Source organism: Streptomyces sp. NPDC018045 (assembly GCF_044327445.1).
In the GTDB taxonomy this organism is placed as follows: domain Bacteria; phylum Actinomycetota; class Actinomycetes; order Streptomycetales; family Streptomycetaceae; genus Streptomyces.
The window spans coordinates 293,706-316,207 of record NZ_JBIRFL010000006.1; the positions used below are offsets into that span (position 1 = coordinate 293,706).

19 protein-coding genes are annotated in these 22,502 nt (G+C 72.3%); 13 read left to right on the forward strand and 6 right to left on the reverse strand.

The window, feature by feature from the left end:
• The first annotated feature begins 21 nt into the window (after positions 1-21).
• The 4 genes from mmuM to ACH4EB_RS17240 all read left to right on the forward strand — a co-directional run bounded on the left by mmuM (position 22) and on the right by ACH4EB_RS17240 (position 3,567).
• Entirely contained in the window at positions 22-945 is a 924-nt protein-coding gene (gene mmuM, locus ACH4EB_RS17225) for a homocysteine S-methyltransferase (RefSeq protein WP_398348341.1), read from the forward strand.
• Positions 946-1,120: 175 nt separating this feature from the next.
• Positions 1,121-1,918: an ABC transporter substrate-binding protein gene (locus tag ACH4EB_RS17230; protein ID WP_398348540.1), complete on the forward strand. Its 798-nt coding sequence runs from the start codon at positions 1,121-1,123 to the stop codon at positions 1,916-1,918.
• 30 nt (positions 1,919-1,948) lie between these two features.
• Positions 1,949-2,734: an amino acid ABC transporter permease gene (locus ACH4EB_RS17235; protein ID WP_398348342.1), complete on the forward strand. Its 786-nt coding sequence runs from the start codon at positions 1,949-1,951 to the stop codon at positions 2,732-2,734.
• Positions 2,731-3,567, forward strand: coding sequence for an amino acid ABC transporter ATP-binding protein (locus ACH4EB_RS17240; RefSeq protein WP_398348343.1), 837 nt, complete (start codon positions 2,731-2,733; stop codon positions 3,565-3,567). Before ACH4EB_RS17235 ends, ACH4EB_RS17240 begins: the two co-directional genes overlap by 4 nt.
• 52 nt (positions 3,568-3,619) lie before the next feature.
• Here ACH4EB_RS17240 and xylA read toward each other — a convergent pair whose 3' ends face one another.
• Positions 3,620-4,783: a xylose isomerase gene (gene xylA / locus ACH4EB_RS17245; RefSeq protein WP_398348344.1), complete on the reverse strand. Its 1,164-nt coding sequence runs from the start codon at positions 4,781-4,783 to the stop codon at positions 3,620-3,622.
• A gap of 146 nt (positions 4,784-4,929) precedes the next feature.
• Here xylA and xylB point away from each other — a divergent pair, with 146 nt between their 5' ends.
• The 6 genes from xylB (at position 4,930) to ACH4EB_RS17275 (ending at position 12,993) form a co-directional block, all read left to right on the forward strand.
• The gene (xylB, locus tag ACH4EB_RS17250; protein WP_398348345.1) at positions 4,930-6,393 is read left to right on the forward strand and encodes a xylulokinase; all 1,464 of its coding nucleotides are present in this window, start codon (positions 4,930-4,932) and stop codon (positions 6,391-6,393) included.
• 196 nt (positions 6,394-6,589) lie between these two features.
• Positions 6,590-6,901, forward strand: a complete 312-nt coding sequence (locus tag ACH4EB_RS17255; RefSeq protein WP_398348346.1) for a hypothetical protein — start codon at positions 6,590-6,592, stop codon at positions 6,899-6,901.
• Positions 6,902-7,298: 397 nt separating this feature from the next.
• Positions 7,299-8,687 carry a family 2B encapsulin nanocompartment shell protein gene (locus tag ACH4EB_RS17260; protein WP_398348347.1) on the forward strand — a complete coding sequence of 463 codons (1,389 nt, stop codon included), beginning with the start codon at positions 7,299-7,301 and terminating at the stop codon, positions 8,685-8,687.
• Positions 8,688-8,783: 96 nt separating this feature from the next.
• Complete coding sequence (locus tag ACH4EB_RS17265; RefSeq protein ID WP_398348348.1) at positions 8,784-10,202, forward strand: family 2B encapsulin nanocompartment shell protein; 1,419 nt, start codon at positions 8,784-8,786, stop codon at positions 10,200-10,202.
• A gap of 708 nt (positions 10,203-10,910) precedes the next feature.
• A complete protein-coding gene (locus tag ACH4EB_RS17270; RefSeq protein ID WP_398348349.1) occupies positions 10,911-11,453 on the forward strand; it encodes a hypothetical protein in 543 nt (180 codons plus the stop codon).
• 304 nt (positions 11,454-11,757) lie between these two features.
• On the forward strand, positions 11,758-12,993 hold the full coding sequence (locus tag ACH4EB_RS17275; RefSeq protein WP_398348350.1) for a phosphodiester glycosidase family protein: 1,236 nt from the start codon (positions 11,758-11,760) through the stop codon (positions 12,991-12,993).
• Positions 12,994-13,014: 21 nt separating this feature from the next.
• Here the strand turns inward: ACH4EB_RS17275 and ACH4EB_RS17280 are convergent, their stop codons facing one another.
• Complete coding sequence (locus ACH4EB_RS17280; protein ID WP_398348351.1) at positions 13,015-13,209, reverse strand: hypothetical protein; 195 nt, start codon at positions 13,207-13,209, stop codon at positions 13,015-13,017.
• A gap of 282 nt (positions 13,210-13,491) precedes the next feature.
• Between ACH4EB_RS17280 and ACH4EB_RS17285 the strand changes: the two genes are divergently transcribed.
• Positions 13,492-14,241 carry a YwiC-like family protein gene (locus tag ACH4EB_RS17285; RefSeq protein WP_398348352.1) on the forward strand — a complete coding sequence of 250 codons (750 nt, stop codon included), beginning with the start codon at positions 13,492-13,494 and terminating at the stop codon, positions 14,239-14,241.
• Positions 14,242-14,308: 67 nt separating this feature from the next.
• Here ACH4EB_RS17285 and ACH4EB_RS17290 read toward each other — a convergent pair whose 3' ends face one another.
• Genes ACH4EB_RS17290 through ACH4EB_RS17305 form a run of 4 tightly spaced genes read right to left on the reverse strand, consistent with a single transcriptional unit; the run spans position 14,309 to position 17,679 of the window.
• Positions 14,309-15,109: an ABC transporter ATP-binding protein gene (locus tag ACH4EB_RS17290; protein ID WP_398348353.1), complete on the reverse strand. Its 801-nt coding sequence runs from the start codon at positions 15,107-15,109 to the stop codon at positions 14,309-14,311.
• Complete coding sequence (locus tag ACH4EB_RS17295; RefSeq protein WP_398348354.1) at positions 15,102-15,914, reverse strand: ABC transporter permease; 813 nt, start codon at positions 15,912-15,914, stop codon at positions 15,102-15,104. The genes ACH4EB_RS17290 and ACH4EB_RS17295 overlap by 8 nt, the downstream gene beginning before the upstream one ends.
• On the reverse strand, positions 15,911-16,687 hold the full coding sequence (locus ACH4EB_RS17300) for an ABC transporter permease (RefSeq protein WP_398348541.1): 777 nt from the start codon (positions 16,685-16,687) through the stop codon (positions 15,911-15,913). The genes ACH4EB_RS17295 and ACH4EB_RS17300 overlap by 4 nt, the downstream gene beginning before the upstream one ends.
• A gap of 29 nt (positions 16,688-16,716) precedes the next feature.
• Positions 16,717-17,679 carry an ABC transporter substrate-binding protein gene (locus ACH4EB_RS17305; RefSeq protein WP_398348355.1) on the reverse strand — a complete coding sequence of 321 codons (963 nt, stop codon included), beginning with the start codon at positions 17,677-17,679 and terminating at the stop codon, positions 16,717-16,719.
• A gap of 234 nt (positions 17,680-17,913) precedes the next feature.
• Between ACH4EB_RS17305 and ACH4EB_RS17310 the strand changes: the two genes are divergently transcribed.
• Together ACH4EB_RS17310 and lysX are read left to right on the forward strand one after the other, a co-directional pair.
• Entirely contained in the window at positions 17,914-19,155 is a 1,242-nt protein-coding gene (locus tag ACH4EB_RS17310; RefSeq protein WP_398348356.1) for an Ig-like domain-containing protein, read from the forward strand.
• The gene (lysX, locus tag ACH4EB_RS17315; protein ID WP_398348357.1) at positions 19,152-22,469 is read left to right on the forward strand and encodes a bifunctional lysylphosphatidylglycerol synthetase/lysine--tRNA ligase LysX; all 3,318 of its coding nucleotides are present in this window, start codon (positions 19,152-19,154) and stop codon (positions 22,467-22,469) included. Before ACH4EB_RS17310 ends, lysX begins: the two co-directional genes overlap by 4 nt.
• Positions 22,470-22,502 lie beyond the last annotated feature (33 nt).

Consider the following 22,502-nt stretch of genomic DNA (forward strand, 5'->3'; position numbering starts at 1 on the left):
CCGGGTGAGAGGCTGGGCGCCATGAACACCTCAGCCGCCCCCTCGTTCGCCGCCGCCCTGGCCGCGGGCCCGCTCGTCCTGGACGGCGGGCTGTCCAACCAACTCCAGTCCGCCGGGCACGACCTCGGCGACGCGCTGTGGTCGGCGCGGCTGCTCGCCGAGGACCCCGCCGCCGTGGTCGCGGCGCACCGCGCGTACTACGAGGCGGGGGCGCGGGTGGCGATCACCGCCAGCTACCAGGCGACCTTCGAAGGGTTCGCCGCGCGGGGCATCGGGGAGGCGGAGGCCGCCGGACTGCTGCGGCGCAGTGTGGAGCTGGCGCGCGAGGCGGCGCGGCAGGCGACGGCGGCCGGCGCGGCGGGGCCGCTGTACGTCGCCGCGTCGGCCGGCCCGTACGGCGCGATGCTGGCGGACGGCTCCGAGTACCGGGGCGCCTACGGGGTGCCGGTGGCCGAACTGGAGCGGTTCCACCGGCCGCGGCTGGAGGTGCTGGCCGCGGCCGGACCCGACGTACTGGCGCTGGAGACGGTGCCGGACACGGACGAGGCGCGGGCCCTGCTGCGGGCGGTGCGCGGCCTCGGGGTGCCCGCCTGGCTGTCCTTCAGCGCGGCCGGGGACCGCACCCGGGCCGGGCAGCCGCTGGTGGACGCCTTCGCGCTCGCCGCGGATGTCCCGGAGGTGGTCGCGGTGGGCGTGAACTGCTGCACTCCCGAGGACGCCGACCGGGCGGTGGCGGTGGCGGCCCGCGCGGCCGGCAAGCCGGTGGTCGTCTACCCGAACAGCGGTGAGCGCTGGGACGCGCGGGCACGCGCCTGGCGCGGTACGCCCGCCTTCAGCGCGGACCGGGTCGCGGCGTGGACCGCCGCGGGGGCCCGGCTCGTCGGCGGCTGCTGCCGGGTGGGGCCGGACGCGGTGGCGGCGCTGGCACGGGAGCTGACCGGCTGATTCGCGCCGCGCACGGCGCCGTGGCGGCATCGAACGGGACCGGTCGTTACCCGGTCGCAACACCGGCGGCGGCGACATCGGCCCTGGCCGGTGGCAGGATGCAGCCAACTCACCTTCGAACGGTGAGGGTTGGGCCGCATCCTGATCCGGAGGACCCGTGTCCGTTCGCTCCTCGATGTCCGCCACGGCCGCCCTCGTCGCGGCCGCCGCCCTGCTCACCGCGGGCTGCACCAGCACGAAGTCGGGCGAAGCGTCCGACGGGAAGTCGGCCTCGGGTGTCCAGCTCGTGACTCCCGGCACGCTCAAGACCTGCACCCACCTGCCGTACGCGCCGTTCCAGGTGAAGAAGGAAGGCAAGATCGTCGGGTTCGACGTGGACCTGGTCGACCTGGTCGCCAAGGAACTGAAGGTGCCGCAGGAGATCGTCAACACGCCCTTCGAGGGCATCGAGACCGGCCAGGACTTCGCCATCCGCAAGTGCGACCTGGCCGCCGCGGGCATGACCATCAACGCCAAGCGCGACAAGGTCATGGACTTCTCCGACCCGTACTTCAACGCCACCCAGGCGCTCATCACCAAGAAGGGCAAGCCCTACAAGAAGATCGAGGACCTCAAGGGCGGGAAGCTGGGCTACCAGAAGGCCACCACCGGCGCCGAGTACGCCAAGAAGCACGGCGCGGGCGTCGAGCTGGTCGAGTTCGAGGACCTGGGGCTGCTGCTCACCGCCGTGAAATCCGGGCAGGTGGACGCGGGCATCAACGACAACGGAGTGCTGTTCGACTACGTCAAGCAGAACCCGGACACGGCGGTGACCGCGGAGTTCGACACCGGCGAGCACTACGGGATCGGGGTGCGCACCGGCAACGACGCGCTGCGCGAGAAGATCAACGAGGTGCTCAAGAAGGCCCGTGCCGACGGCAGTTACGACCGGATCTACAAGAAGTGGTTCGGCACCACGCCCCAGCAGGGCTGATTCCGCGGCCAGCATGAGGAGCCGACACCGATGCCCCTGTCCCGACGCCGGAGGGCCCGCCTCCTGCGCGGCGCGCAGTACGCCGTACTGGCCGCCGCCGTGCTCGTCCTCGCCCTGGTCGCCGACTGGGGAACGCTGCGCCACGCGTTCTTCGACGTCGCGGTCGCCAAGGCGCTGTTCCCCGAGATCATCACCACCGCGCTGGTCAACACCGTCCTCTACACCCTGCTCGGCTTCGGGTTCGGCCTGGGGCTCGGACTGGTGCTGGCGCTGATGCGGCTGTCGCAGGTGCCGCCGTACCGCTGGCTCGCGGTCACCTACATCGAGTTCTTCCGCGGGGTGCCGGCCCTGCTGGTGTTCATCGCGCTGGGCTTCGGCGTGCCGCTCGCCTTCGAGGTCGCGCTCGACATGAACATCACCGTGATGCTCTCGCTCGGCCTGGTCGGCGCCGCGTACATGGCGGAGACCATCCGGGCGGGCATCCAGGCCGTACCCAAGGGGCAGACGGAGGCGGCGCGTTCGCTGGGCATGTCGCCGGGCCGCGCGATGCGTTCGATCGTCATACCGCAGGCGTTCCGGATCGTCCTGCCACCGCTGACCAACGAGCTGATCCTGCTCACCAAGGACTCCTCGCTGGTCTACCTGCTCGGTCTGTCGCTCGGCCAGTTCGAGCTGGCCAACTTCGGGCGGGACGCCCTCAACGAGCACAAGAGCCTGACGCCGATCCTCGTCGCCGGCCTGCTCTACCTCGTCATCACCCTCCCCCTGGGCCAGTTGGTCCGGCGGCTGGAGGCCCGTACCGCGAAGGCGAGGTGAGCGCCGTGCGCACCGAACGGAAGCCGGCGACGGCAGGACGGGCGATCGAGGTCGAAGGGCTGCACAAGTCCTTCGGCGCGCTGGAGGTCCTCAAGGGCATCGACTTCTCCGTGGAGCGCGGCGAGGTGGTGTGCGTCATCGGCCCCTCGGGGTCGGGCAAGTCGACGCTGCTGCGCTGCGTGAACCTGCTGGAGGAGCCGACCGCGGGCCGGGTCACCGTGGCGGGCACCGAGGTCACCGACCCGGACGTGGACATCGACCGGGTCCGGCGCCGTATCGGGATGGTCTTCCAGTCGTTCAACCTCTTCCCGCACCTGACCGTCCTGGAGAATCTGACGATCGCCCAGCGGCGGGTGCTGCGCCGCGGCCGGACGGCGGCGGAACGGGGCGCGCGCGCCAATCTCGCGCGGGTGGGCCTGAGCGACAAGGAGACCGCGTACCCGGCGCAGCTCTCGGGCGGCCAGCAGCAGCGGGTGGCCATCGCCCGCGCGCTGTCCATGGAGCCGGAGTTGATGCTCTTCGACGAGCCGACCTCGGCGCTCGACCCGGAGCTGGTGGGCGACGTCCTGGCGGTGATGCGCTCGCTCGCCCAGGACGGGATGACGATGCTGGTCGTCACCCACGAGATGAGCTTCGCCCGGGAGGTCGCCGACCGGGTGGTGTTCATGGACGGCGGGGTCATCGTCGAGGAGGGGCCGCCGGAGCGGGTGGTGTCCGCTCCGCAGCACGAGCGGACCCGGACGTTCCTGGCCCGGGTGCTCGACCCGGCGGCCGCCGGGATCAGCGAGGTGCCCGAGACGGAGCCGCCGCCGCAGGAGCGGCCCGCGCCATGACCGAGCGGACGGAGGAGATCCGCTTCCCGCGCGGGCTGTTCGGCCGGACGGGTCAGCGCGCCCGCAGCAGATGGTCCATGGCGAGCTGGTCGAGCCGCTCGAACGCCATGCCGCGGGCGGCGGCCGCTGCCACGTCGAACGATTCGTACGCCGTACGGTCCGCGAGCAGGCCGGCCGGCCCGTCCTCGGCGGTGGGGCGGGCCAGCTCGTCCAGCCGGGAAGCGCGCAGCGCCTCCTGGACGGCCGGATCGGCGCGGAAGGCCGCGGCGCGCTCCTTGAGGATCAGGTAGGTGCGCATACAGCCGGCCGCCGAGGCCCACACCCCGTCCGGGTCCTCGGTACGCGCTGGTTTGAAGTCGAAGTGCCGGGGGCCCTCGTAACCCGCCGTCTCCAGCAGGTCCACCAGCCAGAAGGCGGCCCGCAGGTCTCCGGCGCCGAAGCGCAGGTCCTGGTCGTACTTGACGCCGGACTGGCCGTTCAGGTCGATGTGGAAGAGCTTGCCGGCCCACAGGGCCTGGGCGACGCCGTGCGGCACGTTGAGGCCGGCCATCTGCTCGTGGCCGACCTCCGGATTGACGCCGTACAGTTCGGGCCGCTCCAGCCGTTCGATGAACGCGAGCGCGTGGCCGACGGTGGGCAGCAGGATGTCGCCACGTGGCTCGTTGGGCTTCGGCTCGATGGCGAACCGCAGGTCGTAGCCCTGTTCGACGACATACTGGCCGAGCAGGTCGAATGCCTCCCGCATCCGGTCCAGGGCCGCGCGCACGTCCTTGGCCGCGCCGGACTCCGCGCCCTCGCGCCCGCCCCACGCCACGTACGTACGGGCGCCCAGCTCGGCCGCGAGGTCGATGGTGCGCAGGGTCTTGCGCAGCGCGTAACGCCGGATGTCGCGGTCGTTGGCGGTGAACGCGCCGTCCTTGAAGACGGGGTGGGTGAAAAGGTTGGTCGTGGCCATGGGCACGGTCAGGCCGGTGGCGTCCAGGGCCTGGCGGAAGCGCTTGACCGCCGCCTCGCGCGCGATGTCGCCGGAGCCGAAGGGGACCAGGTCGTCGTCGTGGAAGGTGACGCCGTACGCGCCGAGTTCCGCCAGCCGGTGGACGGTCTCGACCGGGTCCAGCGGGCGGCGGGTGGCGTCCCCGAAGGGGTCGCGGCCCTGCCAGCCGACCGTCCAGAGGCCGAAGCTGAATCTGTCCTCGGGCACGGGCTGGTAGCTCATCGCGGCTCCTCGGCCACTGCGTCATGGCACCGCACACATTACGGCGGGGCCAAACTAATATGCGGCAGCACGCCGGGGAAACCCCGCGACAGGCACGGTGCCCGGCATCCTGCGGGGCGTCCCGCGGTGCGAAGAGGGAGAACGTGATGGGCACACAGGCAGCGGGACCGCTCGTCGTCGGCGTGGACAGCTCCACCCAGTCCACCAAGGCGCTCGTGGTGGACGCCGCGACCGGCGAGATCGTGGCCCGCGGCCAGGCTCCGCACATGGTCACCGGCGGTTCGTCCGCGGGTGGTACGGATCCTGGCGGCGCAGGCAAGGAGAGCGACCCCGAGCAGTGGTGGCGGGCGCTCGGCGAGGCGCTGGGCCAGTGCGGTGACGCCGCGCGGCAGGCGGCGGCCGTGTCCGTCGGGGGCCAGCAGCACGGCCTGGTGACCCTCGACGCGGCGGGCCGGCCGGTGCGTCCGGCGCTGCTGTGGAACGACGTACGGTCCGCGCCCCAGCAGCGGCGGCTGCTGGCGGAGCACGGCGGGCCGCGGGCGTGGGCGCGGCGGGTGGGCAGCGTGCCGCTGCCGACGTTCACCGTGACGAAGTGGGCGTGGCTGCGGGAGAACGAGCCCGCGGCGGCCGACGCGACGGCGGCAGTACGGCTGCCGCACGACTATCTCACCGAGCGCCTCGGCGGCGAGGCGGTCACCGACCGGGGCGACGCCTCGGGAACCGGCTGGTGGTCGCCTGCCGAGGAGGCGTACGACGAGGAGATCCTCGGGCACATCGGACTGGACCCGAAGGCGCTGCCGCGGGTCGCGGTGCCGGGCGAGGCGGCGGGCACCGTGCGGGCCGGTGAACTGCCGCTGCCGCGGGGCGCGCTGGTCGCCGCGGGCACCGGCGACAACATGGCGGCGGCGCTGGGGCTCGGGCTGCGCCCCGGGCAGCCCGTACTGAGCCTGGGGACCTCGGGCACGGTCTACGCGGTGTCCACCCGGCGCCCGGCCGGCGATCCGACGGGCACGGTCGCCGGTTTCGCCGACGCGCGCGGCGACTGGCTGCCGCTGGCCTGCACCCTGAACTGCACGCTGGCCGTGGACCGGATCGCCGCCCTGCTGGGCCTGGACCGGGAGGCCGTCGAGCCCGGCGGGTCGGCGGTGCTGCTGCCCTTCCTCGACGGCGAGCGCACGCCCCACCTGCCGCAGGCGTCCGGGCTGCTGCACGGTCTGCGGCACGACACGACGCCCGGCCAGGTGCTCCAGGCGGCGTACGACGGCGCGATGTTCGCGCTGCTCCAGGCGCTGGACCGGATCGTGGACGAGGACGTGCCGGCCGACGCGCCGCTGCTGCTGATCGGCGGCGGAGCGCGCGGGGCCGCGTGGCGGGACACCGTGCGCCGCCTCTCGGGGCGGCCGGTGGTGGTGCCGGAGGCCCGCGAGCTGGTCGCGCTGGGCGCGGCGGCGCAGGCGGCGGGGCTGCTGCTGGGCGAGGATCCGGCGGCGGTGGCGCGGCGGTGGGGGACGGCGCGCGGCGCCGAGTACGCGGCGGTGCCGTGCGACACGGCGGCACGGGAGCGGCTGACGCAGACACTCGCGGCGGGCGGGCCGCTGCTGGGGGCCTGAGCACCGGCGGCATCCGCCTCGGGGACCGGCCGTCGGCGGCTCCCGCCTCCGGGCCCCGAACCGGGGAGCCTCCGCCTCAGGTCCCTGACCGCGGCATATTCCCGGCCCGGGAAGCGGCTGCCGGAAATCCGCATCCGGAAAACGGATTCGGACGCGGCCGTACCGCGAGCGCGGGAGTTGTGATGGGGTGCCGGGCATGAGCATCTTTGTTCGTGCCCGGTTCGACGTCCGCGACCGCCGGCAGGACGGCACCGAGCGGAGTGCCACCGCTCTGCACGAGGCGGCCGGTCCGGAGCCGGTCGGCCCGACCTACCGCTGGTTCACGCTTCCCGAGCCCGGCGCCTATCTGGTGCTGGAGGAGTACGCGGACCCGGCGGCGCCCGGGTCCCCCGGGACGCCCCAGGAGAACGCCGCCGGGCTGCTGACGAGCCTGGGCCGGTGCGCCGACATGGCGTTCGCCGAGATGTACGGGCCGCTCGGCGCCGCCCGGCCGGACGCCACGGGCTGAGGCCGCGTCCGGCGGCCGACGGGCCCGTATCGCGTACGGAATCACCGCGCTGCTCGGGCCGAGGCCGTCCACCGGGCGGCCGGCCTCGACCGGCGGCCCGCCGGGGATCGAGCCGCTCCGTCATATCATGGGCTTTCCGTCGCCGCCGCGCCTTCGGCTGCCGCCGGACGGAATCACCACGGCACTCTTTCCATCGATGGATTCCACTAAACCTGTCCATCTCAATTATTTTTTATGCCACTCTTTTGAGTGATTGCCCAGATTAAAACAACACGTCTATGTTCAGTGCGGCGAGCGGCACGGACCTCGTCTCACGGAACGGCCGTGGATCCGGCCGCCGTCCGATTCTCAACTTCCCTAGATTGGTGGCGAAGCCGTGACGGTAGCGGACGAGACAATGAACGGCCCCGGGGGCGAGACGCGGAATTCCAGTCTGACGACGGCCGCGGCACGCAATCTGGCCACGACCACCAAGACCGTGCCGCAGATGCAGGGCATCACCTCGCGCTGGCTGCTGCGGCTGCTGCCCTGGGTGCAGGTCTCCGGCGGCACCTACCGCGTCAACCGGCGGCTGACCTACACCGTCGGCGACGGCCGGGTCGACTTCGCCGTCTCCGGCACCGAAGTATCGATCATCCCCGACGAACTCCGCGAACTGCCCGCGCTGCGCGACTTCACCGACAGCGAGGTGCTCGGCGCCCTCGGCGAGCGCTTCGTCCAGCACGAGTACGCGCCCGGCGACGTACTCGCCGAGGCGGGCACACCGGCCGACCGCCTGGTGCTGATCGCGCACGGCCGGGTCGACCGGATCGGCGCCGGCAAGTACGGTGCCGAAACGGTCCTGGGGGCGCTGGCCGGGGGCGACCACCTCGGCGACGGGCTGCTCACCGACCCCGCCGCCTCCTGGGAGTACACCTACCGCGCGGTGACGCGGGTGACCGTCATGGCACTGCCCCGGCAGGCCGCACAGGAGATCACGGACCGCTCGCAGGCGCTGCGCGAACACCTCGCGGCGGCCGGCGCGAGCACCGCGCCGCCGCGCAACGCCAGCGGCGAGTCGGCCATCGAGGTCGCCTCCGGCCACCACGGCGAGGCCCGCGTGCCCGGCACCTTCGTCGACTACGAACTGGCGCCGCGCGAGTACGAGCTGAGCGTCGCGCAAACGGTCCTGCGGGCGCACACCCGGGTCGGCGACCTGTACAGCGACCCCATGAACCAGGTCGAGGAGCAGTTGCGGCTGACCATCCAGGCGCTGCGCGAACGCCAGGAACACGAGATGGTCAACAACCGCGAGTTCGGCCTGCTGCACAGCGCCGACCTCACCCAGCGCGTCCGCACCCGCAGCGGCCCGCCCACCCCCGACGACCTGGACGAACTCCTCGCGACGGTGTGGAAGGACCCCACCTTCCTGCTCGCCCACCCCAAGGCGATCTCCGCCTTCGGCCGCCAGTGCAGCGCCCGCGGCCTGTACCCGACGGCGGTCGACTTCATGGGGCACTCGCTGCCCTCCTGGCGCGGCGTGCCCATCTTCCCGTGCAACAAGATCCCGGTCGCCGCCGACGGCACCAGCTCCTTCGTGGTGATGCGCACCGGCGAGGAGAAGCAGGGTGTCGTCGGCCTGCACCAGACGGGAATTCCCGACGAATACGAACCGGGCCTCTCGGTCCGTTTCATGGGGGTCAACGACCAGGCGATCGCCAACTACCTGGTGAGTGCCTACTACTCCACCGCGATCCTCGTACCGGACGCCCTGGGAATTCTGGAAGACGTACAGACCGGCCAATGAATCCCACCATTTCCGCCATGGCAGACACGTGAAGAACCGTTTGCCGAGAAATGACGCACGACGCCGAACGACCGACAGGAACAGGTGAAGCCCTCCATGACCACATCGGCGGACCCGACGTCCGGACCCGGCACCCCTCCGGACACCGACCAGGCGCGCACGAGCCTGGCGACAGCCGCGGCACGCAACCTGGCCACCACGACCAAGACCGTGCCGCAGATGCAGGGGATCTCCTCCCGCTGGCTGCTGCGCGTGCTGCCCTGGACCCAGGTCTCCGGCGGTACGTACCGCGTCAACCGGCGGCTGACCCACACCCTCGGGGACGGCCGGGTCGAGTTCACCAACACCGGTTCCGACGTCCGGGTCATCCCCGCGGAGCTGCGGGAGCTGCCGGCGCTGCGCGACTTCGACGACCCGTCGGCGCTGGAGGCGCTGGCCGGCCGGTTCGTCCAGGAGGAGCACGCGCCCGGTGACGTCCTGGTCGAGCAGGGCACACCGGCCGACCGGGTCATCCTGATCGCGCACGGCAAGCTGAACCGGGTCGGCACCGGCAAGTACGGCGACGAAACGGTGCTGGGCGTCCTCGCGGACGGCGACCACCTGGGCGAGGCGGCGCTGCTGGCGCCGGACGCGACCTGGGAGCACTCCGTACGGGCCGTGACGCGGGTGACCGTCCTGACGCTTCCCCGCGCCGAGTACGAACAGCTCGCGGACCGCTCCCCCGCCCTGCGCGAGCACCTGGACCGCTACCGCTCGGCCCAGGTCCCGCCGCAGAACAAGCACGGCGAGGCGGCCATCGATGTGACCTCGGGCCATGTCGGCGAGCCGGCCCTGCCGGGCACCTTCGTCGACTACGAACTGGCGCCGCGCGAGTACGAACTGAGCGTCGCGCAGACCGTGTTGAAGATTCACACCCGGGTCGCCGACCTCTACAACGACCCGATGAACCAACTGGACCAGCAGTTGCGGCTGACCATCGAGGCGCTCCGCGAGCGCCAGGAGTACGAGATGGTCAACAACCGCGAGTTCGGCCTGCTGCACAACGCCGACCTCAAGCAGCGCATCCACACCCGCAGCGGCCCGCCCACCCCCGACGACCTGGACGAGCTGCTCTCACGGCGCCGCAAGACCCAGTACCTGCTGGCGCATCCGCGCACCATCGCGGCGATCGGCCGGGAGTGGAACGCCCGCGGCATCTATCCGACCGGCGCGGAGATCGGCGGTACGGCCGTACGGGCCTGGCGCGGCATCCCGCTGCTGCCCTGCAACAAGATCCCGATCAACCCCGACCAGACCAGCTCGGTCATCGCCCTGCGCGTCGGCGAGGAGAACCAGGGTGTGGTGGGCCTGCACCAGACGGGCATTCCCGACGAGTACCAGCCGGGCCTGTCGGTCCGCTTCATGAACATCAACGAGCAGGCGGTCATCAACTACCTGGTCAGTGCCTACTATTCGGCGGCCGTCCTGGTGCCGGACGCGCTGGGCGTCCTGGAGGACGTGGAGATCGGGCACTAGCGGTCCGTCCGGGCCCGGAAGGCGGGCGGCCGCGCGGCCGGGCGTCGTCACCGTACGGTGACGACGCCGTCCCGCGGTGGTGCCCGGCGGGCCGCACGCGAATCCGCACCCGCGAGCCGTCCCGCCACGTCGAAGCACGCGTTCCGGCGGGTACTTTGTCCGGGCGTCGGCGGAAGTCCGCAGGCGCGTGACCGCCGGTGCGGCGGCTTTACGCCAGGCCGCAAGGGCCCCCGGGACGCCGGAACACGTATCGCGCCTCACCGGTACGCACAGGTGACAGCCGTCCGGCCCACAGCGCCCCGGTGGTGGCCGCACCCGGACACCGGCGGCGGGCCGCTCCACACCGCCTCACCCGCCCGGCCCTGCCACCGGGCTTCCGCGCCGCCCGCCCTGCGCCCACGTCCCGGCAGGAGTGGCACTCCACCTGCTCTGTCCTGGGAGTTCACCTGTGGCCCTCGGCCCCGCCGACCACGTCCCGGCGAGGCGCACGGCGGCGCCGTCCACCCGGCCCCTCAACGGCCCGCCGGGCAACGCGTCCGCAGTCGGCGACGACCGTACGCGCCCGTTCCCTTCGGGCTCGAATCCGGCCGCTTCGCGCAATTCCGGCCGCCCCTACGCCTTTTGGGGGTGGCCAGAGCTTTTCGGTCGAAAAAACAGGTTCTCCCGGAACCGCCCCAAAGAGCGGATCACGCCTTACGCTCCCTGGTCATGCGCAGAACAATGAGCAGATTCAGCAGGGCCGGCTTCGCCGCTCTCCTCGCCCTCGTCGTCTCCGTCCTCGGCCTGGCCGGCGCCTCCCCGGCGTCCGCCGCCGACACCCCGACGCTCGCCTTCACCGTGGACAAGGCGCAGGCCACCCCCGGCTCCGACGTGACCGTGACCATGAAGTTCACCAACACCGGCACCGCCGATGTGCGGTTCGTGTGGCAGTCGTTCCAGCCCACGTGGGAGACCTCCTCCGCGAGCGGCCTGAAGTACAGTTGGAAGACCTGTACCGCCGATCCCGGCGTGACCTGCACCCCGGGCGCGGGCGCCGCGTACGCCGTGCCGATCGCCCCCGGTGCCACCCGCACGGTCACCATGACCTACACCATCGGCGCCGACTCCTCCTGCGGCTACCCCGACGTCGCCTTCTACTCGTACATCTACACGGAGTTCGCCGGTGGCCAGCCCGCCAAGGACGGCACCTTCTTCACCCCCGCCACCCGCGTGATCTGCCCGACCACTCCCCCGGCGGGCGCGCAGGCCTGACGCCGGCCGCACCACTCGCGCGTCCGCGCGGCCGGACCGCCTGTCCCCACCGGCACCGCACCGGCGCGGCCCCCCGTACGCGTTCCGTCCCCATCAGCTTCCCGCTCCTCCGGTCCAGGGCCGTGGCCACGCCCCTGGGACGGAGGGGCGGTTCCCGTGTCCGGGGTGCCGGCCGGCCCGATCCGGTATCCGGTGACGGGGGCGACACGACGACCGTACGGCGGTTGTACGGCTTTCCGGCACCTCCGGGCCATAGTGGGCTCCTCGTACCCATGGGACCGTTACCGCGACGTCTGGGGGAATCGTGAAGCACCGATTCGTTCGTGCACGGGCGGTACTGACGGCGCTGACGGTCTGGAGCGTACTGGCCGGCAGCGGGGCGGCCTCCGGGGCCACCGCGGACGCCGGTGCCCCGCGCCTGGGGCGCGCGGTCCGCGTCGCGCCGGGCGTGACGTACAGCGCCTTCGATGTCGTGGTGGGCCGGGGCTCCGCGCACGGCCACCTGCTGACGGTGGATCTGACCGACCGGCGGGTCGCGGTGGACCTGCTGTACCCCGGCGTGGTCGGCGCGCGGGCCCCGGTCTCCGAGCTGGCCGACGCGCGGCGCGCGGTGGCCGCCGTCAACGCGGACTTCTTCAACATCACCGAGACCCAGCACCCCGGCGTGGAGGCGACCGGCGCCCCCGTCGGCCCGGCCATCGCCTCCGGACGGCACCTGAAGGCGGCGGTGCCCGACGGACAGCGCTTCGGCCCCGCCCTGCCGCCCGGTACGGACACCAAGGACGTCATCGGCGTGGGCTTCGACCGCCGCGCGCGGCTGGACCGGCTGGCCCTGCGCGGTGCCGTGGTGGCCGCCGGGACCGCGCTTCCCCTGAGGGGCCTGAACCAGTACGCACTGCCGGTCAACGGCATCGGCGCGTTCACCTCCCGGTGGGGGCCCACCTCGCGCGTCCGGTCGACCTGCGGCACGGACACCGACCGGGCCGCACCGTGCAGCACGGAGACGTACGAGGTCACGGTCCGGCAGGGCCGGGTGACGAAGACCGCGCAGGTGCCCGGCCGGGGCGGCATCCCCCGCGGGACGACGACGCTGGTCGGCCGGGAGGAGGGCGCCCGGCACCTGCGCAAACTGCACCTCGGCGACCGGGTCCGGGTCGGCCACGCCCTGGTCGGGAGACGGCCCGCGCCGCTGCGCTTCGCCGTCGGCGGCCACCCCATCGTGCGCGGCGACGAGCCGCTGGCCGGCCTGGACGCCGTCACCCCGGCCGTACGGACCTCCGCCGGCGTCGGCGCGGGCGGGCGCCGGCTGTTGCTGCTGGCGCTGGACGGCGCGCCGGGGCGGGCGGGGATGACGGTACGCGAGCTGGCCGACCTGATGGACCGGCTGGGCGCCCGGGACGCGGTCAATCTGGACGGCGGCGGTTCCTCCACGCTCGTCACGCGCGAGCCGGGCAGCCCCGGGGCGACCGTGCGCAATCACCCCTCCGCGGGCGCGGAACGGCCGGTTCCGAACGCGATCGGCGTGTTCGCGCGGGGGTGAGCCCCGGGGGCCGGGGCCGGCTCAGGGCCGGACGCTGCTGACCACGTCCGCGGCGCCGGACAACCCGTTGTGGATATCCGGTGCCAGGCTGCTGCCCGCCAGGTAGAAACCGAGCAGCATACAGACGAGGGCGTGCGTGAATTTCAGCCGTCCGCTGCGCAGGAAAACGACGGTCAGCACGACGAGCAGCACGACGACCGAGATCGAAACGGCCACGACAGAACCTCCTCACCCCGCCGCCCCAACGGACGACAACGGCCGCCAGTGTGGCCTATTTCGCCCCTTTCCCCGCGTCTTCGCGGGTGCGCCATACAGGTGATCACTACGGGTCACCGGCAGGCGCGGGTATCACCGGCCGCTTTTCCCGTTCCGGGTCGAGGGGATGAAGGCCGCCGGTCGTGCGGTCCGTACGGGAAAACGGGCACACCGGCCGCGCGGGACCTTGGTCCCGGACCTTCGGCCGCCCGAACCGGCCTGTCCACCCCCTATCTTCGGGGGATGAGCACTTCACGGGGGCGGCGCGCACTGCGCCGCTGGATACCGAACCAGCACGGCGCCTGGGCCATGCTGGTCGTGCCCTTCCTGGCGGGTGCGCTGCGGGCCGGGTTCGACGGGTGGCACGCCGTCCTGCTGCCCGCGTGGCTGCTGGCCTATTGCACGGCATTCCACACCCAGCAATACCTGCGGCTGCGGCGCGCCTCCCGCAATCCGCGGGCACCGCGCCGCCATCTCGCGCCGCTCACCGGATTCGGTGCGGCTTTCGCCGTATGCGCCGTACCGCTCGCGGTGGCGCGTCCCTGGCTGCTGCTCGCGGCATGGTGCGCGGCGCCGTTCTTCGCGGTGAATCTCGGTTACGCGTATCGCAATGCGGAGCGCGCAACGGTCAACGGAATCGCGGCGGTGGTGCCCGCCTGCGGAATGCTGCTCGTCTCGTACCGGCTGGGCAGCGGCACCCTCGACTCCGACGCCTGGCGGGCCGCCGCGGCCTGTCTGCTGTATTTCACCGGGACCGTTCTCCATGTGAAGACGATGATTCGCGAGCGCGGCAGCGAGACCTTCCGGGTGGCGTCGGCGGTGTACCACGGGCTCGCGGTGGTGGCCGCCGTTCCGCTGGACCCGTGGCTGGCGGTGCCGTTCGGGCTGTACTTCGTGCGGGCGGTGGCGCTCCCGGCGCGCAGTGCGCGGATCGCGGTGGTCGGCGCCGTGGAGGTGCTGTGCTCGGTGCTGCTGTTGGCCTTCCTCGTCTAGCCCTCCGTACAACTCCTGACTCGTCTGCGGCCCTCCGTACACCCCTGCTGAGGGGCCGCGGTCCGCGTCACTCCGCCTTCCGGGCCGGGGGCTCCCCTTCCGCCACGCCGTTCTTCGCGTGCTTGATCTGGGCGTAGACGTGGGCGCGCAGCTCGGCGAAGCGCGGGGCGGAGCGGGTGGTGATCTGGTCGCGGGCGGACGGCAGGTCGACCGGAAGGTCCTCCTGGACGACGGTGGGCGCCGAGGACAGCACGATCACCCGCCGCCCCAGATAGACCGCCTCGTCGATGTCGTGGGTGACCAGCAACGTCGTCACGCCGAGTCGGCGCCACAGGGTGAGCAGCAGGTCCTCCAGCTCCGCCCGGGTCTGCGCGTCCACGGCGGCGAACGGCTCGTCCATGAGGAGCACCTGGGGCTCGTACGCGATGGCGCGGGCGATGGCGACGCGCTGCTGCATGCCGCCGGAGAGCTGCCACGGGTGGGCCGCCGCCGCACCGGCCAGGCCGACCGCGGACAGCGCCTCGTCGACCAGTGCGCGGCGGCGCGGCGCGGGGACCTTCTTCTCGCGCAGCGGGAGTTCGACGTTCTTGCGCACGGTCATCCAGGGGAAGAGGCTGCGCCCGTACTCCTGGAAGACGACGGCCATGCCCGGCGGCGGGCCGGTGACGCGGCGGCCCGCGACCCGTACCTCGCCCGCCGTCGGTGTCAGCAGTCCGGCCAGGCACTTGAGCAGGGTCGTCTTGCCGCAGCCGGAGGGGCCCACGACGCACACCAGGTCGCCGTCGGCCACCCGGAAGTCGATCTTCCGTAGCGCCTCGACGCCGCCGCGCCCCTCGTACACCTTGCCCAGGCCGGTGATCTCAAGCATGTCGTCCCCGCTCCTCGCCGCCCGCCAAGTGCCAGGCCAGTATGCGGCGTTCGGCGGCCCGGAAGGCGAGCGAGAGGCCGAAGCCGAGCAGTCCGAGGACGACGATGCCGCTCCACATCTCCGGGATGGCGAAGCCGCGCTGGAAGAGGACGACGGTGTGGCCGAGGCCGGAGGTGCTGGCGAACATCTCCCCGATGACCATCAGGATGATGCCGATCGACAGGGCCTGCCGCAGGCCCGCCATGATCTGCGGGCTCGCGGCGGGCAGGACGAGGTGGCGCAGCCGGGCGGCCCCGCGCAGCCCGAAGCAGCGGCCGGTGTCGTCCAGCACCTCGTCCACGGCGCGTACGCCTTCGACGGTGTTGAGCAGCACCGGCCACACACAGCCCGAGACGATCACCAGCACCTTCATCGCGGTGTCCAGTCCGGCGAGCAGCATGATGAGGGGGACGAGGACGGGCGGCGGTACGGCACGGAAGAACTCCAGTACGGGTTCGGCGGCGGCCCGCAGGGCGCGCGAGGAGCCGACGGCGACGCCGAGGCCGACGCCGAGCAGGCCCGCGAGGACATAGCCGGTGAGCAGCCGCCCCACGCTGGGCAGGACGTCCTCGGTGATCCGGGCCGAGAACCACACGTCGGCGAAGGCGGTGGCGACCCGGCCGGGCGTCGGCAGGTAGAAGGTGGGGCTCGCGGAGCTGTAGGCCCACCAGCCGAGGATCAGCAACACCGGCAGGCCCAGGACGCGCAGCAGGCGCAGGCCCACCCGCCGCGGCCGCCCGGCGGGCCGCCCGCGCGCCGCGCTCATCGCGCCACCTCGCCCCGTACGGACGGGTGCCAGGCCAGCACCCGGCGCTCCACGGCGCGTACCGCCGCGTTCACGGTGACCCCGACCAGCCCGGCCAGCACGATCAGCGCGTAGACCTCGGTGACCGCGCCACCGGACTGGGCGAGCTGGATGCGCAGCCCCAGCCCCGGGCTGCCGATGACCAGTTCGGCGGTGACGGCGAGGATGAACGCCACCGCCGCGGCCAGCCGCACGCCGGTCATGACGTACGGCAGGGCCGTCGGCCACATGAGGTGGCGCAGGCGGGCCCAGCGGCCGAGGCGGTAGCTGCGGGCGGTCTCCCGGGCGACCGGGTCGACGTCGGCCACGCCGTACAGCACCTGGATGAGCACCTGCCAGAAGGAGGCGTAGACGACGAGGAGGAGGGTGGAGCCGGTCTCGGCGCCGAAGAGGAGGGTGGCCAGCGGGATCAGCGCCACGGAGGGGATGGGGCGCAGGAACTCGATGGTGGAGGCGGTGGCGGCGCGCAGTCCCGGTACGGCGTCGATGAGCACGCCGAGGGCGACGGCCAGGCAGCCGGCGATGGCGAGGCCGAGTGCCCAGGAGCGCAGGGTCTCGCCGAGCGCGGTCCACAGGGTCGCGTCGCCCAGTTCGGCGGCCAGGCGGCGCAGGATGGCGGTGGCGGGCGGCAGGTGGCGCGGGTCGACGAGGCCGAGCCGGGGCACCGCCTCGGCGACGGCGAAGAGGCACGCCAGGCCCAGGAGTCCGAGCCCGGCGGCGCGCGGCGCGCTCATCGGCGCCCCGGCGCGCGCCCCTCGGCGGGTCACGGCAGCAGCGCACCGACGTCGGCGGGCCGTTCGAGGACCCCGTCCTTGCGGGCGAAGTCGGCGATGGCCTGCACGGACGCGCGGTTGATCGCGGTGGGCCACTTCGGCAGCACGATCCGCCGGATGACCGCGGGCGGGATCCTGGTGTACTTGCCGAGCTCCTCGCGTACCGCCTCGGGATGGGCGCGGGCGTGGGCCAGGGCCTGGTCGACGGCGGTGGTGAAGCGCTTGACCAGGTCCGGTTTCTCGCGGAGCAGTTTCTCGCTGGTGAAGTACATGGCGACGGTGAGGTCGTCGGTGGCTTCGGCGAAGGGCCAGCACACCTCGTGGGCGCCCTGGTCCTTGGCCTGGGTCTGGAAGGGTTCCACGGTCCAGATGGCGTCCACCCGCCCGGCGGCGAGGGCGGCGGGCATGTCGGTGAGCGGGATCTCGATGAATTCGAGTTTCTCCGGGTCCCCGCCGGCCCGGCGCACGGCGGCGCGGATGGTGGTGTCGCCGATGTTCTTCAACTGGTTGACGGCGATCCGGTGGCCGGGCAGGTCCTTGGCCGACTTGATGGCGCTGCCCTTGGGCACGAGGACGGCACTGTAGTCCTTGCCGGGTCCGGTCTGCCCGGTGGAGGCCACGCCGCCGGCCACCGCCTTCAGGGGCAGCCCCTGTTCACGGGCGGTGAGCAGGGTGGTGGTGTTGCTGAAGCCGAAGTCGAACTGGCCGCTGACGACACCGGAGGAACTGTACGCGCCGCCCTGGACGGGCGTGATCTTCGCGTCGATGCCCTGCTTGGCGAAGAAGCCGTGGGACCGGGCCAGGTGGACCGGTGCGGTGTCGACGATGGAGAGCGCGCCGATCTCGATGCTGTCCGGCCCGTCGCCGCCCGACCCGGAACCGTCGTTCCCACACGCCGAGAGAGTGAGGAGGAGTGCTGCTGCTGCCGCCGCGGCGGCCCGAAAGCGATACACGCGGGAACCGTAGGGGCGGGCGGTGGCGTCGTCAACGGTGCGTGGGCAACGGGTCGGGAGGGAGCCGGCGAGGCAGCGCACCGGGGACGCGGAGCACGGACCACGCCGCCGCGCGGGTGCCACGCGGCGGGTGGCGCGACGTGGCGTGGATCACGTCACGCACCGCAACGAAATGCAGGTGGTTCGCGTCTTAGCGGCCGACATCCGCCGGACCGCTGCATGGAAAGCCCCTAGATGAGCCCTGCCCCCGCTTCGCGCCGCCGTCGCACACCCCGCCGCGCGCGGGCCGCGCTGGCCCTGGTGCCGTTGCTCGGCGTCGGTGCGCTGACCGCCTGCGGAGGCCCCGCGGCGTCCGCGTCCAAGGGCGCTCCGGTGCGGGTGTCGCTGAGCGCGGCGAACGGGGTGAAGACGGTGCGGGCGGGGGACAAACTCCAGGTCAGCGCGGACGGCGGCAGCCTGACCAAGGTCGTCGTGACCGACCCGAAGGGCCGTCGGCTGCCCGGCGGGCTGGGCGACGGCGGCCGGGTGTGGATCTCCCACGAGCCGACCGTGCCGGACACCAGGTACTCGGTCGCCGCGGAGGCCAGGAACGCGCGGGGCGGCACGAACACGGTCAAGGAGTCGCTGACCACCGCCCGGGCGGACAAGCTGAACAAGCTCGCGCTGAGCCCCGGCTCGCAGGGCGCCACCGTCGGCGTGGCCCAGCCCGTCTCGATCACCTTCGACTTCCCGGTGACCGACAAGGCCGCCGTGGAGAGGCACCTGAAGGTGACCACCGACAACGGCACGACCGGCGCCTGGGGCTGGATCAAGGACTTCTCCGGCAAGGACCGGGTGGACTGGCGGCCGAAGGAGTACTGGAAGCCGGGCACCAAGGTGGGGCTGCGCGCCGGCCTGAACGGCGTGGACTCCGGCGGCGGCCGCTACTTCGCCAAGGACTACGACCTGAACTTCACCATCGGCGCCGGCCATGTGGTCAAGGTCGATCTGGACAGCAAGCACCTGACGTTCACCGAGAACGGAAAGGAGGTGAAGGACATCCCCTTCTCCGCCGGCAAGCCGGACGCCCGGCACTCCACCTGGACCGGCGTCTTCCCGCTCATGGCGAAGGAGGGCACGATCACCATGAACTCCGGGACCGTGGGGCTGGGCGACGCGTACGAGAAGACGGTCCGCGACGCCATGAAGCTCACCAGCTCCGGCACCTACGCGCACGCGGCGCCATGGAACGCCGACAAGGTGGGCCGGGTGAACGACAGTTCCGGCTGCATCGGGCTGACCGACGCCGACGCCGACTGGCTCTACTCCAAGGTCCGCGTCGGCGACCCGTTCGAAGTCACCGGCTCCTCCGTACGGGGGAGGGCGGCCGAGAACAACGGACTCGGGGACTGGATGGTCGACTGGCCCCAGTGGCAGAAGAAGAGCGCCCTCCCATCGAGCAGCGAACCCCTTACAGAGCCTAGTGTGACGGAATGAGCACCGTGCAGGACCAGGACCAAATAACGGCGTGGGCGCGTATTCGCCGCCGCGTGCCCAACGGCTTCGCCATCTTTTTCAGCCTTCTGGGGCTGTTCTGCGCCGTCACGGCGTTGATCGGGCCGCTGCGACGCGCCCTGAAACCGGTCATCCAATGGCTGGACACCCTGACCATCGTCGTCGAGCCGAACCTCGCGTACGCGGTCTTCCTCTTCCTGCTGGCCGCGGCCATGACCGCGCGCAAACGGGTCGCGCTGTGGTTCGCCGTCGTCTACATGGTGCTGGTGACGCTGACGGACGCGGTCCTCGTGATCGACGGCTACCGGGAGTACTGCTTCTCCCTGGTGCTGTGCGCGGCCGCGCTGGTACTGCTGCTGGTCGCGCACCGCGAGTTCTACGCGATCACCCGCCGCGGCGCGTTCTGGCGCGCCGCCGGTGTGCTGGCCGCCGGCCTGCTGGTGGCGATCCTCGTCGGCTGGGGCCTGGTCTCGCTCTTCCCGGGCAGCCTGGAGCACGGCGCCGACAGCCGCCTCCTGTGGGCGGCCGACCGGGTCTGCGGCGGTCTGCTCAGCGGCCGGCAGTTCGAAGGCCACCCGCCGCACTGGGTGATCTTCCTGCTCGGTCTGTTCGGCGCGGTGGCGCTGCTCAACGCGGCCCTGACGCTCTTCCGGTCGCAGCGCATGGAGGCCGCGCTGCACGGTGACGAGGAGACCCGTATCCGGGCCCTGCTGGCCCGCTACGGCGGCCGGGACTCGCTCGGCTACTTCGCCACCCGCCGCGACAAGGCCGTGGTGTTCTCCCCCAGCGGCAAGGCCGCCGTCACCTACCGCGTGGAGGCCGGCGTCTGCCTGGCCAGCGGTGACCCGGTCGGTGACCGGGAGGCGTGGGGCCCGGCCATCGAGGAGTGGCTGAAGGTCGCCGGGCGCTACGGCTGGCAGCCCGCCGTCATGGGCGCCAGCGAGGACGGCGCCAAGGCGTTCGCGCGCAGCGGCCTGAGTGCGCTGCAGCTCGGTGACGAGGCGATCCTGCACGTCAAGGAGTTCGACCTGGAGGGCCGCGAGATGCGGGTGACCCGCCAGGCCGTCAACCGCGTGGAGCGCTCCGGCGCCGCCTTCCGGGTCCGCCGGCACTCGGAGCTGTCCGACGAGGAGATGCAGGAAGTCATCCACCGGGCGGACGCCTGGCGCGACACCGAGACCGAGCGTGGCTTCTCGATGGCGCTGGACCGGCTCGGTGACCCCGAGGACGGGGACTGCCTGCTGGCCGAGGCGTTCGACGGCGACGGCAACATGATCGCCCTGCTGTCGTTCGTGCCGTGGGGCAAGGACGGCATCTCGCTGGACGTGATGCGCCGCGACCGCAGCGCGCCCAACGGCGTGATGGAGTACATGGTCGCCCAGCTCTGCGCGCACGCCGGGGCGCTCGGCGTGCGCCGCGTCTCGCTGAACTTCGCGGTCTTCCGGTCCGCCTTCGAGGAGGGCGCCCGCATCGGCGCGGGACCGATCCTTAAGGTCTGGCGCAAGCTGCTGCTGTTCTTCTCCAAGTGGTGGCAGCTCGAAGCGCTGTACCGCTCCAACGCGAAGTACGCCCCCGAGTGGTACCCCCGCTTCCTGTGCTACGCGGACACCGGCGCCCTGGCCCGCATCGGCCTGGCCTCCGGCATCGCCGAGGGCTTCGTGGCCGTACCGAGCCTGGGCAAGCTGTGGGGCAAGGGCCGCAAGAAGCGGGTGATGACCCCGGCCAGCACCGCCAACCTGCCCTCCCTGGACGAACTGGGCCTGGTGGAGAAGCCGCCGGCCACCGCGCAGGAGCTGCGCGAGCGGGAGCTGGCGGCGCTGCCGGAGCAGGTCCGGGTGCGGCACCGCAAGCTGGAGCGGCTGCGCGAGGAGGGCACCGACCCGTACCCGGTCGGTGTGCAGCGCACCCACACGCTCGGTGACGTCCGCGACGAGCACCCGGATCTGGAGTCCGGTACGCACACCGGCAAGGTCGTCCGGATCGCCGGCCGGGTGCTGCTCACCCGCGACCACGGCGGTGTGCTGTTCGCCGTGCTGCGCGACTGGTCGGGTGACCTCCAGGTCGCGCTGACCCGCGAGGGCACCGGCGCCGAGGAGCTGGCGCGGTTCGCCGACGACATCGACCTGGGTGACCACATCGAGGCCGAGGGCGAGGTCGGCGCGAGCGACCGCGGCGAGCTGACGGTCTTCGTGACCCACTGGCGGCTGACGGCCAAGTGCCTGCGCCCGCTGCCCGACAAGCGGCGTGGTCTGTCCGACCCGGAGGCCAAGGTCCGCCAGCGCTACGTGGACCTGGTCGTCTCGCCGGACTCGCGGGACAACCTGCGGGCGCGCAGCACCGCGGTGCAGGCGCTGCGCCAGGGGCTGATCGAGCGCGGCTACCTGGAGGTCGAGACACCGATGCTCCAGCAGATCCACGGCGGCGCCAACGCGCGTCCGTTCCAGACCCACATCAACGCCTACGACCTCGACCTGTATCTGCGTATCGCGCCCGAGCTGTACCTCAAGCGGCTGTGCGTGGGCGGTATGGAGAAGGTCTTCGAGATGGGACGCACGTTCCGCAACGAGGGCATCTCCTACAAGCACAACCCCGAGTTCACGATGCTGGAGGCGTACCAGGCGTTCGCCGACTACGACGTGATGCTCGATCTGACGCGGGAGCTGATCCAGGGCGCGGCGGTCGCCGCGTTCGGCAGCGCCACCGCCCGCAAGGCGGACGCGAACGGCCAGCTCGTCGAGCACGACATCTCGGGCATCTGGCCGGTCAAGACGGTCTACGGCGCGATCTCCGAAGCCCTGGGCGAGGAGGTCGACGCGGACACGGAGCCGGACGCGCTGCGCCGCCTGTGCAACGGTGCGCAGGTGCCGGTCAAGCCGGAGATGGGCCGCGGGGACATCGTCCTGGAGATGTACGAGCGGCTGGTCGAGGAGAAGACCACGCTGCCCACCTTCTACAAGGACTTCCCCACCGATGTCTCGCCGCTGACCCGCCAGCACCGCAAGGACCCGCGGCTCGCCGAGCGCTGGGACCTGGTCGCCTTCGGTACGGAGCTGGGTACGGCCTACTCGGAGCTGACCGACCCGGTCGAGCAGCGGCGGCGGCTGACCGCCCAGTCGCTGCTGGCGGCGGGCGGCGACCCGGAGGCCATGGAGCTGGACGAGGACTTCCTCCAGGCCCTCGAATACGCGATGCCGCCGACCGGCGGCCTGGGCATCGGCGTGGACCGCCTCGTCATGTTCCTCACCGGCCTGTCGATCCGCGAGACACTGCCGTTCCCGCTGGTACGGCGCCGGTAGGTGCAGCACGCCGACACGCACGAGAGGGCCGTC

What these genes read in the sequence shown, in the direction of transcription:
- mmuM (WP_398348341.1), top strand. Translation starts at nt 22, where the DNA reads ATGAACACCTCAGCCGCCCCCTCGTTCGCCGCCGCCCTGGCCGCGGGC.
- ACH4EB_RS17230 (WP_398348540.1), top strand. Translation starts at nt 1,121, where the DNA reads ATGTCCGCCACGGCCGCCCTCGTCGCGGCCGCCGCCCTGCTCACCGCG.
- ACH4EB_RS17235 (WP_398348342.1), top strand. Translation starts at nt 1,949, where the DNA reads ATGCCCCTGTCCCGACGCCGGAGGGCCCGCCTCCTGCGCGGCGCGCAG.
- xylA (WP_398348344.1), bottom strand. Translation starts at nt 4,783, where the DNA reads ATGAGCTACCAGCCCGTGCCCGAGGACAGATTCAGCTTCGGCCTCTGG.
- xylB (WP_398348345.1), top strand. Translation starts at nt 4,930, where the DNA reads ATGGGCACACAGGCAGCGGGACCGCTCGTCGTCGGCGTGGACAGCTCC.
- ACH4EB_RS17255 (WP_398348346.1), top strand. Translation starts at nt 6,590, where the DNA reads ATGAGCATCTTTGTTCGTGCCCGGTTCGACGTCCGCGACCGCCGGCAG.
- ACH4EB_RS17260 (WP_398348347.1), top strand. Translation starts at nt 7,299, where the DNA reads ATGAACGGCCCCGGGGGCGAGACGCGGAATTCCAGTCTGACGACGGCC.
- ACH4EB_RS17265 (WP_398348348.1), top strand. Translation starts at nt 8,784, where the DNA reads ATGACCACATCGGCGGACCCGACGTCCGGACCCGGCACCCCTCCGGAC.
- ACH4EB_RS17270 (WP_398348349.1), top strand. Translation starts at nt 10,911, where the DNA reads ATGCGCAGAACAATGAGCAGATTCAGCAGGGCCGGCTTCGCCGCTCTC.
- ACH4EB_RS17285 (WP_398348352.1), top strand. Translation starts at nt 13,492, where the DNA reads ATGAGCACTTCACGGGGGCGGCGCGCACTGCGCCGCTGGATACCGAAC.
- ACH4EB_RS17290 (WP_398348353.1), bottom strand. Translation starts at nt 15,109, where the DNA reads ATGCTTGAGATCACCGGCCTGGGCAAGGTGTACGAGGGGCGCGGCGGC.
- ACH4EB_RS17295 (WP_398348354.1), bottom strand. Translation starts at nt 15,914, where the DNA reads ATGAGCGCGGCGCGCGGGCGGCCCGCCGGGCGGCCGCGGCGGGTGGGC.
- ACH4EB_RS17300 (WP_398348541.1), bottom strand. Translation starts at nt 16,687, where the DNA reads ATGAGCGCGCCGCGCGCCGCCGGGCTCGGACTCCTGGGCCTGGCGTGC.
- ACH4EB_RS17310 (WP_398348356.1), top strand. Translation starts at nt 17,914, where the DNA reads ATGAGCCCTGCCCCCGCTTCGCGCCGCCGTCGCACACCCCGCCGCGCG.
- lysX (WP_398348357.1), top strand. Translation starts at nt 19,152, where the DNA reads ATGAGCACCGTGCAGGACCAGGACCAAATAACGGCGTGGGCGCGTATT.